The following is a 12,354-nucleotide window of genomic DNA, read 5'->3' as shown; positions in this document are numbered from 1 at the left end:
AGCCAGGCGCATGAGCAACTGGATCCCCAAGGAGAAACTGACCGCCTACCAGCGCTGGGAGGTTGCCGCTTTCGACGAGCAGCAAGAGGCCGGCGCAGCCCCGCCTCCCGACCGCCCGCCTGCTGAGCAACCACCTGCCGAGCAACCGCCTGCCGACGCCACGCCGGCCGAAGAAGCGGCTGCCGAAGTCGCGGATAGCCGCGGCGACGAAGTGCCGGCAGAGCCGCCGCTGGTCCTGCCGACCGCCGAAGACATCGAGCGCATGCATCAGGAAGCGCACGAGGAAGGCTATGCCGCCGGCTATCAGGAGGGCATCGCTGCGGCAAAATCCTCGGCGGACGCCCTGGCAACCCTGATGGACAACCTGCAGCAGGCCATGAGCGGTATTGATCAGGGTGTCGCCGATCAATTGCTGACCCTGGCAATGGAGGTCGCCAACCAGGTCTTGCGGCAAAGTCTGCGCGTACAGCCGGAGTTGCTGCTGGCAGTGGTCAGGGAGGCCGTGGGCACCCTGCACCCGCTTCACGGACAGCCCCTGCTGTTCGTTCACCCCGACGACGCTGCGCTGGTACGCGAGCATCTGGGCGATCAACTGCCGCACATCAACTGGCGAATCGTCGAGGATGGCGCGCTGACGCCTGGTGGCTGCCGCGTCGAACTCGGGGCCAGCGAAGTCGACGCGACGCTGGAAACGCGCTGGCGGCGTGTCGTCGAAGGCATCGGCATCAGCCAGGACTGGCTCGATGGCAAGGAGCCCGAGGCAAAGGCCAAGCCAAGATGAGCGAGCACGCGGACAATCGGCACCTCGCTGACTGGCGGCGCTTTCTCGATGGCTGCGGACAAGCGGCCCATCAGGTCAATTCGCTGCTTCCCAGTGGCCACCTGACACGCATCAACGGCCTGGTAATGGAGGCATCGGGGTTGCGCCTGCCGCTCGGCAGCTCTTGCCGCATCATGCCGCTGGGCGGCTCGCCAATCGAAGCCGAGGTCGTCGGTTTCAACGGTGAGCGGCTCTTCCTGATGCCCTCGGAAGACGTCTATGGCCTGCCCCCGGGAGCCCGGGTCGTCGCTCTCGAAGCGCCGCAGCAGCCACCGCGCATCGGTCAGCCACCGCCGGCACGGCGGCGCTCGATTGACCGTGCAAAGCTGGTCCCGGTCGGCGAATCACTCCTCGGTCGTGTCCTCGATGGCGCCGGCCGCCCACTCGACAAGTTGGGCCCGCTGGAGGCCAGCTCGCTGCGGCCGCTGCAAAGCCGACCGGTCAACCCGATGTCCAGAGCGCCGATCGAGCGCCCGCTCGATGTCGGGGTACGCGCCATCAACGCCCTGCTCTGCGTCGGCCGTGGCCAGCGCATGGGCCTGTTCGCCGGCTCGGGGGTCGGCAAGAGCGTCCTGCTTGGCATGATGGCTCGCTATACCGAAGCTGACGTCATTGTCGTTGGACTGATCGGCGAGCGTGGTCGGGAAGTCAAGGAGTTCATCGAGCAGATTCTGGGTGAGGAAGGCCTGCGCCGGTCGGTAGTCGTCGCCGCACCGGCCGACGTCAGCCCGCTGATGCGCCTGCAAGGCGCTGCCTACGCAACCAGCATCGCCGAGTACTTCCGTGACCGGGGCCAGCATGTCCTGCTGATCATGGACTCACTGACGCGCTACGCCATGGCCCAACGCGAGATTGCGCTGGCCATCGGCGAGCCGCCGGTCACCCGCGGTTACCCACCGTCGGTTTTCGCTCGCCTGCCACAGCTCGTCGAGCGTGCCGGCAACGGTGCCGACGGCAGCGGTTCGATCACCGGTTTCTACACCGTGCTCGCCGAAGGCGACGACCAGCAGGATCCGATCGCCGATTCGGCGCGCGCGATTCTTGACGGTCACATCGTGCTCTCGAGGACGCTGGCCGACGCCGGCCACTACCCGGCAATCGATATCGAACAGTCGATCTCACGCGCGATGGTCAACCTGGTCAGCCCCGCGCACCTCGATCACATCCGCCGTTTCAAGAGCCTCTTTTCACGCTACCAGCGCTCCCGCGACCTGATCAGCGTCGGCGCCTACGCTGCCGGCTCCGACCTGCAACTCGACCAGGCCATCGCCATCTATCCAGCATTCGAAGTACTGCTGCAACAGAATCTCGCCGAGCGCGCCGACTTCGACACCAGCATCGCAAATCTGCAGTCCTTGTTCGCCGTCAACCCCTGATTGAGGGTAGTCAGCCATACTTCCGACTCCGACCCTTCGCTGAATTAGCCAGCCGCGTTCCCCGAGTCCAACGTGCCGAAACCATTCTCCCTGCAAGCCGTTCTCGACCTGATGCAGAATCGCAGCGACGAAGCGACGCAACGTCTGGCGCGCCTGATTGCCACGGAACGCGATGCGCAGGGCAAGCTCGACCTGCTCGAACAGTATCGCGATGACTACAGCGAGCGCTTTCGCAGAGCCGTGCAGGAGGGACTGCGGCAGCCCGAATGGCGCAACTATCAGGAATTCCTGTGCCGGCTCGACCAAGCCATCAGCGAGCAGTTGCAGGCGGTCCGCCGGCAACAAGCGCACACGGCCGCGGGGCAGGCGGCATGGCAGCAGCAGCGGACCCGACTGCAAGCCTTTGACGCCCTCTTTGAACGCCATCGCGCCAGCGAAGCAAAGCTGGAAGGGCGCCAGGAGCAGAAGGAACAGGACGAGTTTGCCGCGCGCCGGAAGTACGACCGACAGGACGACCATTAAGCGCGGCTGCTGGAACATGGAACGATACTTGCTTGAATATCGGCAGCACTCGCCGAAAGGGATCGTTCATGAGCATTGCAATCGTTTCAAGCTTCGTCCAGGCAACCGCCCTGGAAGCGTCCGCCGAAGGTGGCGCCAGCGGCCCGACCGCTGTTGATGACGCTGGCGGCGGACTCGACTTTGCAAGCATTCTGCTGGCTCTGCCCGTCAGTGCCGTGCCGCGCCCCCTGGAGAGCGGAAACGCTGCCGCGGCTGGCGACATGGCGTCACTCGCGGCAGCCGATCCCGCTTCGGCAGGCCTGCAGTTCCTCGCCATGCTCGGCCTGAATCAGCCAAACGCGCTGCCTCCGGCCAGCCATCCTGCGCGCGGCTCGGACAGTGGCGAGATCGCCCCGCTGAGCGTCTCCTTGCAGACTCGCAGCGCAGCGCTGCTCGCCTCGGCGGCGACAAGCTCGGCAAGTGATGCCGCGCAATGGCCCTACCCCGGCAGCGACGAGCGCGGGGCGTCAGCGTCTACCACCTTGAGCAGCGACGGCAAAGCGGCAAAATTTGCCGTCGGCGACTTGCTCGCGCAGGCTCTTGCGCAAGGCGAGGCGAAGCGGGCGGAGCAAGCGCTGTCGCCGGCCAGCAACCTGGCCACTCTCGGGCCCGCGAGCCAGGCGCATAACGGCAGCGCAGGCATCGTCCAGGACACGTCCATGGGCCTGCAGACAGCGCTCCGCGACCCCTCGTGGGCCACCGATTTCGGTCAGAAACTGTTGTGGTTCGCAGGTAACGACAAGCAGCTTGCGCAACTGACGCTCAATCCGCCGCAATTGGGAACGGTGGAAATCACCCTGAAGATCGACAAGGACAGCGCCAACGCACACTTTGTCTCGGCCAACGCCGAGGTTCGCGGGGCCATTGAGACGGCCCTGCCGCGCCTGCGCGAAATGTTCGCCAGTGCCGGAATCGACCTCGGGCAGGTCAGTGTTGGCGGCGAATCCTTCCGCCAACAGAGCGACGGCCAACGCCAGCCCGCGGGGTCGCCCCGCCCGATGGCTGATACCGCTATACTTGGCAACGATTCGCGCGGCGACCTGGTGGGTCAAAGCATCGTCACGCACCGTGGCAGCGCACTGGTCGACATTTTCGCCTAGCGAGGCTGGCGCCAGACCTGCGTGAAGCACGTCGACACGGGAGCTGAAAACCACCACCGGGCGAACCAACCAGGGAGAGAGTTGCTGAATGGCCAAGGATGCAAAAGCCGAAGCGGACGGCGCAGTCGCCGCGCCAGTGAAAAGCAGGAAAAAGCTGCTCATCGTCATCATCGCCGTGCTGGTCCTGGTGATCGGGATCGGCGGCGCAGGCGCCTACTTTCTCTTGAAGCCAGCCAGCGAATATGACGAGGAGTACGCCGACGCCCCCCGTGAACGGGCCAAGCCGGCCAAGAGGAAGAAGGCAGACCACAACGCGCCGCCGGTCTATGTCGCCCTCGACGCATTCACGGTCAATCTCGTACCCGAGAACGGCGACCAGTATCTGCAATTGATTCTTTCGGTCGAGGTTGAGGATCAGCAGGTCGACGAACAACTCAAGCAGTACATGCCCAAACTGCGTAACGACCTGACACTGCTGCTATCCAGCAAGAAGGCCTCGGACTTGATTACCACCGACGGCAAGAAAAGCCTTGCCAACGAAATCAAGGAGCGGATAAACAGCGTCCTCGACCCCGCCGGCAGGGGGAAAAACAATGACTGGCCGGTCAAGGAAGTGCTATTCACGTCATTCATCATCCAGTGAGCCGCGATGAGCGCCGATTTCCTCTCGCAGGATGAAGTCGACGCCCTGCTCAAGGGCGTCAGCGGCGAAGCCGACGAACCGGAAGAAGCGGAAGATCTTGGCGCTGGTCCACGCCCCTACAATCTCGGGACGCAGGAACGAATCGTTCGCGGGCGCATGCCGACGCTCGAACTGGTCAATGAACGCTTCGCCCGTTACCTGCGCATCGGCCTCTTCAATTACATGCATCGCAGCGCCGAAATATCGGTGGGCTCGATACGGGTGCAGAAATACAGCGAGTTCACGCGCAATCTCGTGGTGCCGACCAACCTCAACCTGGTTGCCGCCAAGTCGCTGCGCGGCACGGCACTGTTCGTCTTCGACCCCAGCCTGGTCTTCCTGGTCGTCGACAACATGTTCGGCGGCGATGGCCGTTTCCATACGCGGGTCGAGGGAAGGGATTTCACAGCCACCGAACAACGGATCATCAAGGGCCTGTTGACGGTCGTATTTACCGAGTATTCGCGCTCCTGGAAACCGGTTTACGACATGACTTTCGAATACATCCGCTCGGAGATGAATTCACAGTTCGCCAATATTGCCACCCCGTCCGAGATCGTCATCTCGACGAGCTTTTCGCTGGAATTCGGCGGTTCGAGTGCAGACATGCATATCTGTTTTCCCTACTCGATGATTGAACCGATTCGCGATCTGCTGTACAGCACCCTGCAAAGCGATCAACTGTCGACCGACCGACGCTGGATCATCATGTTGCGCAAGCAATTGAAGAATGCCGAGGTGGAAATCACGGCCAAGCTGGCCACGACGAGCGTCGCTCTGCGCCAGATTCTGGAGATGAAAGTCGGCGACGTCATTCCTATCGACATTCCCGACAAGATCATCGCCCTGGTCGACGACGTCCCGGTGATGGAATGCCGCTACGGGCAACAGGATGGCCAATACGCGCTCAAGGTCGAACGCTTCATGGCCAGCGATCACCAGGAAGCCCCTGCCGGAGGAAGTAATGGATAAGGACGCAAAGGACGAATTCGACCTGCCAGATGACGCGGACGCCGGCGCTGCCGACGACAGCACGGCTGACGACGACTGGGCAGCGGCAATGGCCGAGCAGGCGCAGGCTGACCCAACGCCCAACGCCAGCGCCAGCGCCAGCGCCAGCGAGAAGGCTGCCAACATCTTCCCGAGTTTCGACGAACCCGGGAACAAGGCCTCGCTGATGAACGAGCTGGACATGATTCTGGACATCCCGGTGCAGATCGCCGTCGAACTCGGGCGCACCAAGATCACGATCAAGAACCTCCTGCAGCTGGCGCATGGCTCAGTCGTCGAACTCGACGCCATGGCCGGCGAACCGATGAGCGTTTATGTCAACGGCACGCTTATCGCGCAGGGCGAGGTGGTCGTGGTCAACGACAAATTCGGGATTCGGCTGACGGATATCGTCACGCCCTCCGAACGGGCTCGCCAGATCGGACGCTGAGCGTCCTTGCGCCCTCCTCAAGCCATAGCCCTCTCGGACGGGCGTTTGCGCTTCGCCACGCTTGCTTTAAGATAGCGCCCAGCATCCAAAGCTGGCCGACCCTCTTGCTTCGACACCTCAAGCCCCTCGCCGAACACCCGACGCACAATGCGTGCTGGCTTCTCTGCGCGCTGTCTTCGAGCGGCGCACTCGCCCAGACGGCGCTCCCGGACCCACCCGGTCTTTCGCTGGCGACGATGCTGCAAACGGTTTTCGGGCTGGCGGCGGTCATCGCCGTTCTCTTTCTCGCCGCGTACTTCCTGCGTCGACTCAACGGCGGTCGTGGTTTCGGCAGCAACGGGCCGCTGCGCGTCGTTGGCGGGCTGATGATCGGCACCCGGGAGCGCATCGTTCTCGTCGAGATTGGCGATACCTGGCTCGTTGTCGGCCTGGTGCCTGGCCAGATCCGCACCTTGCACACGCTACCGAAGGGCGAGCTGCCAGCGGCCGGCGACGGCGATAAGCCATTTTCGCAATGGCTGAAGCAGGTCGCCGAGCGCAAGCATGAAGGCCGCTAGACTCAGCCGCTGCGGCACCCTGCTCGCCCTGCTGGCTTTACTCACGCCACTGGCGGCCTGGGCTCAAGCCGGAGGCCTGCCGGCGCTGACCAGCACGCCGGGTGCCGGTGGCAGCCAGACCTACACGCTGTCGATCCAGACGCTGCTGACGCTCACCGCGCTGACCTTCATTCCGGCGGCTCTGCTGATGATGACCAGCTTCACCCGGATCATCATCGTCCTGTCGCTGCTCAGGCACGCCCTCGGCACGCAGACCTCGCCGCCCAATCAGGTGCTCCTTGGACTGGCACTTTTCCTGACCTTCTTCATCATGTCGCCAGTGCTCGACAGCGTCTACAGCGAAGCCTATCAGCCGCTGTCGGAAAACAGAATCACCTACCAGCAGGCGATCGAACGCGGCGCCGTGCCGCTGCGCAAGTTCATGCTCAAGCAGACGCGCGAATCGGACATCGCGCTCTTCGCGCGCATGGCAAACGCGCCCCGCTTCCAGTCTTCCGACGACATTCCGATGCGTTTGCTGGTCCCGGCCTTCGTCACCAGCGAACTGAAAACAGCGTTCCAGATCGGCTTCATCATCTTCATCCCCTTCCTCATCGTCGACATGGTCGTCGCCAGCGTGCTGATGTCGATGGGCATGATGATGATGTCACCGGTAATGATCGCCCTGCCCTTCAAGCTGATGCTCTTCGTGCTCGTCGATGGCTGGCATCTGATCCTTGGCTCGCTGGTCGCCAGTTTCGCCACATGACGCCCGAACTGGTCATGGACATCGGGCGCCAGGCGGTCGAGATGACCTTGCTGCTGGCGGCGCCCCTTCTCCTGGCGGCGCTGCTGATCGGCCTGATCGTCAGTATCTTTCAGGCGGCGACGCAGATCAACGAGCAGACGCTGTCGTTCATTCCCAAGCTCGTCGGCGTATTCCTGATCCTTCTCCTGGCCGGCCCGTGGATGCTGGGACTGATGGTCGACTACGTGCGCCGACTGTTCGAGAGCATTCCTCTACTGGTCGGCTGAAGCGGCAATGATCAGCCTGACGTCGGCCGAGATCAATGCCTGGATCGTTGCCTTTTTCTTTCCGCTGGCGCGCATCCTCGCCGTCCTGGTCAGCGCACCGCCGTTCAACAACCCGGCCTTGAACGTACGCATCCGGCTGATCCTCGGCCTGGCGGTCACCCTCGCCATCTCGCCCGCGCTGCCACCGATGCCGGCGATCGATCCGGCGTCGGCTGCGGGTCTGCTGATCCTCGCGCAACAAATGCTCATCGGTTTTGCCATGGGTTTCGCCGTGCGCCTCGTGCTCGGCGCGGTCGACCTGGCTGGCAGCATGATCAGCCTGCAGATGGGTCTCGGCTTCGCCAGTTCCTACGACCCGCTGACCGCCGGTCAGACGGGGGTCGTTTCGGAGTTCCTCGGGCTGCTGGCACTGCTGGTTTTCATGGCCATCAACGGTCACCTGATGGTCATCGCCACTTTGACGCACAGCTTCACCGCCATTCCCGTCGGCGCGGCACTGCCCGATGCCGGCAGCTGGTGGCAGCTGGCGCGTTCCGGGGCCATGATCTTCTCCTCGGGACTCCTCCTCGCGCTGCCCATTCTTGTCGCCCTGCTGATCACCAACCTGGCCCTGGCCATCCTCAGCCGCGCCGCGCCGCAACTCAACCTGATCGTGATCGGCTTCCCGCTGACCATCACCCTCGGTTTCGCCGGATTGATGTTCGGTTTGTCGTATTTGAGCCAACCCCTGCAGCAGCTTTTCGAATATGGCCTGCAGTCGATGCTCGGCAATTTCTCGCCCGCCGGCGGCTAGGGCTGCTTGTCGACAGGGGGGCTATGGACCAGCTGGAAAGTGCCTTCCGCGTAGCGATGCGTAAAAGGCGTGCTCGATTCGACCCCCTCGGAGTAATCCAGGATACGGTAGTCCAGGAAACCGCGTTTACGCTGCAACTGCAACGCTCGCCGTTTGAGAATCAACCCCGACTCGCCGTCGCCGCCGGTGCGGAAACTCTTGGCGCGCATCGATAGCAGGTAGGTATCGCTGCCCACCATCCGCTCCTCGATGGTCCAGTTCGGAGCCAGCGGATCGTAGACCACATAGGCAATGATCGCGGCGGCAGCCGCCATCCCCAGATTCGCCACCGGCCCGGTGTACTCGGACGCGGCATAGCCGACGGCGCCGACCAGGGCCACCGCCTTGCCCGGCTCGACGCTGACCGTCGGATCGGGCGACTGCGCGAAGCGGCTGTCCGGCGGGCTGTTCTCGGCGCGCGCCGGCGGCTGCCGGTCGACCGTGCCGCAAGCGGTCAACAGGGCCACCAGAACAAGCGCGACAGGGATCAGACGGCGCGTAATCATCGCTCAGAGATAGCTGAACAGACTCAGTCCGCTGATGGTCACGAAAGACCTTTGCGCGGCCTCGAGGCTCATCTGCTGGCGGGTAAAGTCGGAGAGCGCCTTGGCGTAGTCCAGATCCTGAAGGTCCGACAAGCTTTGCTCATACAGAATATCGACCGCGGTCGAGCTGCTGCTGAGGCCATCCAGCGCCTGCAGGCGGGCGCCCACCGACGCCTGGAGACGACCCACATTGGCCTGCGCCTGGTCGAGATTGATCAGATGTCCGGCCAGCTTGCCGGTGAATTCGGTGCGCGCTTCACTCGAACCCAGCGGTGAGCGCAGCAGGCCGATCAGCTCCTGCATCGTCGCGAAGACGCTCTTGTTGGCGCTCGGGGTAACGCTGAAGCTGTCGCCGTCGGCCGGCAGGCCGTTGATCACCACCTGCGCACCGAAGTCGGTCACCGGCGCGACACTGGCCGACAGCGGAATGGCCTGTCCAGCGGTGAATGGCAACAGATCGCTGACCGGCCTGGCCGGTAGGGCAGGGTCCGGCGAAACCGCCGTCGACACGTCGAACAACTGGTAGTGGCTGACCCCGGCAACGGCCGAGAACCTGATTTCCAGCACCTGATTGCTGCTTCCCTGCCAGAAATCCGAATTCAAGGCGCGTTGCCACTTCTGCGGGTCGAGCACCGAACCACCGTCGATCACCCCGGCACCCTGGTTGGCCAGCGTGCCGCCGCCACCTCCGCCCGCGGCGGTCACGAAGCTGCCGTTGCCTTCGCGGATATTCATGAACAGATCGCTGCCGGCGACGCTGCTCGCCATCTGCTGCGTCGGGCCGACCTGCATCAGACGTTCGCCGTTGTCACCGAAGTAGCTGACCGAAGCCGGTGCCGCCGACGATGTCGCCGCGCTGAGCACGAATGGCGTCGTCGCCCCCTGGTGGCCGGCAAAGAGATAATCGCCCTCGGCGTTCTGGCTGTTGGCTATTCCCAGCAGCTCCTCGAAGCGCGCCTCGAGTTCGCTGGCCACGGCCCTCCGATCACTGTCGCTGAGCACCGTGTTGCCGGCCTGAATGACACGATCGCGGACGCTCTGCAGGAGATCGGTGACCGCAGCCAGCCGACTGTCGACCAGTCCCAGGCGATCGGCGGCGGCACCCTGGTTGCGCGCGTGTTGCGCGGCGACCTCCCGGGTCTGCGTCACGGTCAGCGCACGCGCCGCACCGATCGGGTCGTCTGCCGGGGTGAGGATTCGTCGGCCGCTGGAGATCTGCTCCTGCAGCTTGAGCATCTGGGTCTGATTGCGCTCCATGCCGCGCACGCCTGCATCATAAAGCTGATTGGTACTGATCCGCATCTGCGTCTCCCTAACGTCCCAGTTCGAGAATCGTATCGAACAAGGCGGCGCCAATCTGAAAGGCCCTCGCCGAAGCCTGGTAGGCCTGCTGATAACGAATGAGATTCGCCGCTTCCTCGTCGAGATTGACCGCCGAGAGCGAGTCGCGACTCGCCTGTGCCTGCGCCAACAGGTTCTGTTGCGCGTCCGAGCTGACCTGCAACTGGCGTGTCCGGTTACCGGTTTCGCTGACCAGGCGCGCGTAGGCGTCCTGATAGGACGCCGTCTGCCCGGACATCGTCCGCTGCGTCTGCAACTGAGCCAGCGTCAGCGCGTTGCGCCCATCGGCCGTGGCCCCGGTGTTGACCTCAATCGAAAACCGATCGCCGTTGTTCGGCAGACCGGTCATCACGAAACTGAACCCCGCCGGCGGACTGGCGGCGACCGAACCGACCACGGTGACGGTCGCGCCGCTGGTGTAAGCGATGCCCGGGTTGAGCGCGGTGATGGTCACCGCTGTAGCGCCATCGATCGAGACGCGCGTATTGACCGGGAAACCCAGCAGTTCGCCGGCATTGTATTGCAGGCTGATCGGCAGTGCGGCAAAGGCGCCCTGATAACCGGGTCCGGCCTCACCCGAGGTGACCGTGGCAGTGCCCGTATTGGCCGTCCCGGCCGACGCGCGCAGTGGTCCCGCCGCGGCGATCAGGCGCGCATCGGCGACCAGCGCCGGATTCACCGTGATGCCGCGGGCGGCGCCGCGTGTCGGCTGAATCAGGTAGCTTGAACCCGCCGGCAACGTGCCCGTTGAGGCGAGGACGAAACCCTGCGGATCGCTGCTCAGCTCGGCATTCACCGCTGCCAGGTCGGCGCCGGACCACTGCCTGCTGTCCGCAAGGCGAGTCAGCGTAAGAGCGCCGCCGGCGTCGGCTCGCAGGCGGTAGTCGCTGTTCCCCAGGTCGGTGTAGAAATTGCCGTTGAACGGCGTTGTGGGGTCAAAGCTGGCACTGACCAGGGGGCTGCCCGACGGATTCCTGGTGTTGCTGACCACCGCCGGCTGCGCCAGCGAAAAGAACTGCGGCGTAAAACTGGTCGGCGGCGTCGAGGCGAGCAGCGACTGACCAAAAAAGTCCTGCCCGAGAGCATGTTGCGCATTGAAGGTCAGCGCCAACGAAGCTGCGTTGCTGCCCAGATCGTTGCTCGCCCGGTCGAGAGACTCGCGACGGAAAGCCAGCAGGCCGCTGAGACTGCCACCGCTGACCAGCGACTCGGGCATCTCCTGGATCCCGGTCGCCGTACGCAGGCCGACCACCAGTCGTGAGGGATCGTCAGCCGCCGAGGTCGTCGTCATGCCGATCAGCTGCGTGCCGACAACGAGTTGCTGGCCGCTGCCGACGAAAACGTTGTAGCTGCCATCGGCATTGGTCGTCGTTCGCGTACGGATCAGCTGATTCAGTTCGAGCACCATCCGGTCGCGCGTATCGAGCAAGTCGTTCGGCGGTTGGCCGGTCGACGCTTCGGCGACCGAGATGCGACCGTTCAGCAAGGCGATCTGTTCGCCGTAGGAATTGACACTGGCGACGGCAGCGGTGATCTCGCTGTTGATACCGTCGTACATCTGCGCCAGTTGATCGCTCAGCGACTGATAGCGGGCGCTCAGGGACTGCGCCGCCGAGACCATTGCCTGGCGGCTGGGCAGGTCCGAAGGATTGCCGGCGAGCTGCTGGACGCTGCCAAAGAAGGCCTGCAGCACCGGCGACAGTCCGGTGCCCGGATCGGCGAGCAGGTTGTCGATCTGGCTGATTTGCGCGTGGTAGGTCGCGAGTTCGCCGGCGCTGCTCTGCGAACGATCGACCTGATCGCTCAGGAAACGGCTGTACATGCGCTCGACGGTGGCCACGTGCGCACCCTGGCCAATAAAGCCGGCGCCGGTCAGCAAGGCGGGATTGCTCCCCTGAATGGTCCGCTGCCGCGAGAAGCCCGGCGTGTTGGCGTTGGCGATATTGTGTTCGGTGGTCAGCAGACCGTACTGCGCCACGTTCAGGCCGGTAACCGCGGTACTGATGATTCCTGAGCCCATGAGGCGAACTCCTGTTGGATTATTCCGTTAACGGCAGCGCAGCGCGAATGTTTAGCCGGCGCCCG

At 63.9% G+C, this 12,354-nt stretch carries 14 protein-coding genes; 11 read left to right on the top strand and 3 right to left on the bottom strand.

The genetic code is table 11. The features are described from left to right. Positions 1-10 precede the first annotated feature (10 nt). The 11 genes from QZ613_RS16330 (at position 11) to fliR (ending at position 8,344) form a co-directional block, all read left to right on the top strand. Entirely contained in the window at positions 11-781 is a 771-nt protein-coding gene (locus QZ613_RS16330; RefSeq protein WP_043565069.1) for a flagellar assembly protein FliH, read from the top strand. After that, positions 778-2,196 carry a flagellar protein export ATPase FliI gene (fliI, locus tag QZ613_RS16325; protein ID WP_043565067.1) on the top strand — a complete coding sequence of 473 codons (1,419 nt, stop codon included), beginning with the start codon at positions 778-780 and terminating at the stop codon, positions 2,194-2,196. The genes QZ613_RS16330 and fliI overlap by 4 nt, the downstream gene beginning before the upstream one ends. A gap of 72 nt (positions 2,197-2,268) precedes the next feature. Beyond that, positions 2,269-2,718 carry a flagellar export protein FliJ gene (gene fliJ / locus QZ613_RS16320; RefSeq protein WP_291983216.1) on the top strand — a complete coding sequence of 150 codons (450 nt, stop codon included), beginning with the start codon at positions 2,269-2,271 and terminating at the stop codon, positions 2,716-2,718. Between the two features lie 68 nt (positions 2,719-2,786). Continuing rightward, entirely contained in the window at positions 2,787-3,857 is a 1,071-nt protein-coding gene (locus QZ613_RS16315; RefSeq protein WP_291866948.1) for a flagellar hook-length control protein FliK, read from the top strand. Between the two features lie 88 nt (positions 3,858-3,945). After that, a complete protein-coding gene (fliL, locus tag QZ613_RS16310; protein ID WP_291983214.1) occupies positions 3,946-4,500 on the top strand; it encodes a flagellar basal body-associated protein FliL in 555 nt (184 codons plus the stop codon). Positions 4,501-4,506: 6 nt separating this feature from the next. Beyond that, entirely contained in the window at positions 4,507-5,511 is a 1,005-nt protein-coding gene (gene fliM / locus QZ613_RS16305; RefSeq protein ID WP_043565064.1) for a flagellar motor switch protein FliM, read from the top strand. Continuing rightward, positions 5,504-5,980: a flagellar motor switch protein FliN gene (fliN, locus tag QZ613_RS16300; protein WP_291983212.1), complete on the top strand. Its 477-nt coding sequence runs from the start codon at positions 5,504-5,506 to the stop codon at positions 5,978-5,980. The genes fliM and fliN overlap by 8 nt, the downstream gene beginning before the upstream one ends. 104 nt (positions 5,981-6,084) lie before the next feature. Then, positions 6,085-6,537 carry a flagellar biosynthetic protein FliO gene (fliO, locus tag QZ613_RS16295; RefSeq protein ID WP_291900918.1) on the top strand — a complete coding sequence of 151 codons (453 nt, stop codon included), beginning with the start codon at positions 6,085-6,087 and terminating at the stop codon, positions 6,535-6,537. Further along, positions 6,524-7,285: a flagellar type III secretion system pore protein FliP gene (gene fliP, locus QZ613_RS16290; protein ID WP_043565062.1), complete on the top strand. Its 762-nt coding sequence runs from the start codon at positions 6,524-6,526 to the stop codon at positions 7,283-7,285. Before fliO ends, fliP begins: the two co-directional genes overlap by 14 nt. Further along, positions 7,282-7,551, top strand: a complete 270-nt coding sequence (gene fliQ / locus QZ613_RS16285; RefSeq protein ID WP_043565061.1) for a flagellar biosynthesis protein FliQ — start codon at positions 7,282-7,284, stop codon at positions 7,549-7,551. The genes fliP and fliQ overlap by 4 nt, the downstream gene beginning before the upstream one ends. Before the next feature lie 7 nt (positions 7,552-7,558). Continuing rightward, the gene (gene fliR, locus QZ613_RS16280; protein WP_043565060.1) at positions 7,559-8,344 is read left to right on the top strand and encodes a flagellar biosynthetic protein FliR; all 786 of its coding nucleotides are present in this window, start codon (positions 7,559-7,561) and stop codon (positions 8,342-8,344) included. On the opposite strand, the gene QZ613_RS16275 is transcribed toward fliR, so the two are convergent. From QZ613_RS16275 to flgK, 3 genes are read right to left on the bottom strand one after another with little or no spacing between them, the layout of a single operon-like run. Continuing rightward, a complete protein-coding gene (locus tag QZ613_RS16275) occupies positions 8,341-8,889 on the bottom strand; it encodes a hypothetical protein (RefSeq protein WP_291866966.1) in 549 nt (182 codons plus the stop codon). The genes fliR and QZ613_RS16275 overlap by 4 nt on opposite strands. Before the next feature lie 3 nt (positions 8,890-8,892). After that, complete coding sequence (gene flgL / locus QZ613_RS16270) at positions 8,893-10,230, bottom strand: flagellar hook-associated protein FlgL (protein WP_043565059.1); 1,338 nt, start codon at positions 10,228-10,230, stop codon at positions 8,893-8,895. Between the two features lie 10 nt (positions 10,231-10,240). Then, a complete protein-coding gene (flgK, locus tag QZ613_RS16265; RefSeq protein WP_043565058.1) occupies positions 10,241-12,289 on the bottom strand; it encodes a flagellar hook-associated protein FlgK in 2,049 nt (682 codons plus the stop codon). Positions 12,290-12,354 lie beyond the last annotated feature (65 nt).

Origin of the sequence: Candidatus Accumulibacter sp. ACC005 (genome assembly GCF_907163215.1) — a bacterium.
In the GTDB taxonomy this organism is placed as follows: domain Bacteria; phylum Pseudomonadota; class Gammaproteobacteria; order Burkholderiales; family Rhodocyclaceae; genus Accumulibacter; species Accumulibacter regalis.
The sequence above is the reverse complement of the archived record's forward strand: the minus strand, read 5'-3'. Positions and strand labels throughout refer to the sequence as shown.

Excerpts from the sequence above, each read along its gene's own strand:
- flgK (WP_043565058.1), bottom strand. The coding sequence starts at position 12,289 with ATGGGCTCAGGAATCATCAGTACCGCGGTTACCGGCCTGAACGTGGCG.
- flgL (WP_043565059.1), bottom strand. The coding sequence starts at position 10,230 with ATGCGGATCAGTACCAATCAGCTTTATGATGCAGGCGTGCGCGGCATG.
- fliQ (WP_043565061.1), top strand. The coding sequence starts at position 7,282 with ATGACGCCCGAACTGGTCATGGACATCGGGCGCCAGGCGGTCGAGATG.
- QZ613_RS16315 (WP_291866948.1), top strand. The coding sequence starts at position 2,787 with ATGAGCATTGCAATCGTTTCAAGCTTCGTCCAGGCAACCGCCCTGGAA.
- fliM (WP_043565064.1), top strand. The coding sequence starts at position 4,507 with ATGAGCGCCGATTTCCTCTCGCAGGATGAAGTCGACGCCCTGCTCAAG.
- fliL (WP_291983214.1), top strand. The coding sequence starts at position 3,946 with ATGGCCAAGGATGCAAAAGCCGAAGCGGACGGCGCAGTCGCCGCGCCA.
- QZ613_RS16330 (WP_043565069.1), top strand. The coding sequence starts at position 11 with ATGAGCAACTGGATCCCCAAGGAGAAACTGACCGCCTACCAGCGCTGG.
- fliP (WP_043565062.1), top strand. The coding sequence starts at position 6,524 with ATGAAGGCCGCTAGACTCAGCCGCTGCGGCACCCTGCTCGCCCTGCTG.
- fliI (WP_043565067.1), top strand. The coding sequence starts at position 778 with ATGAGCGAGCACGCGGACAATCGGCACCTCGCTGACTGGCGGCGCTTT.
- fliR (WP_043565060.1), top strand. The coding sequence starts at position 7,559 with ATGATCAGCCTGACGTCGGCCGAGATCAATGCCTGGATCGTTGCCTTT.
- fliN (WP_291983212.1), top strand. The coding sequence starts at position 5,504 with ATGGATAAGGACGCAAAGGACGAATTCGACCTGCCAGATGACGCGGAC.
- QZ613_RS16275 (WP_291866966.1), bottom strand. The coding sequence starts at position 8,889 with ATGATTACGCGCCGTCTGATCCCTGTCGCGCTTGTTCTGGTGGCCCTG.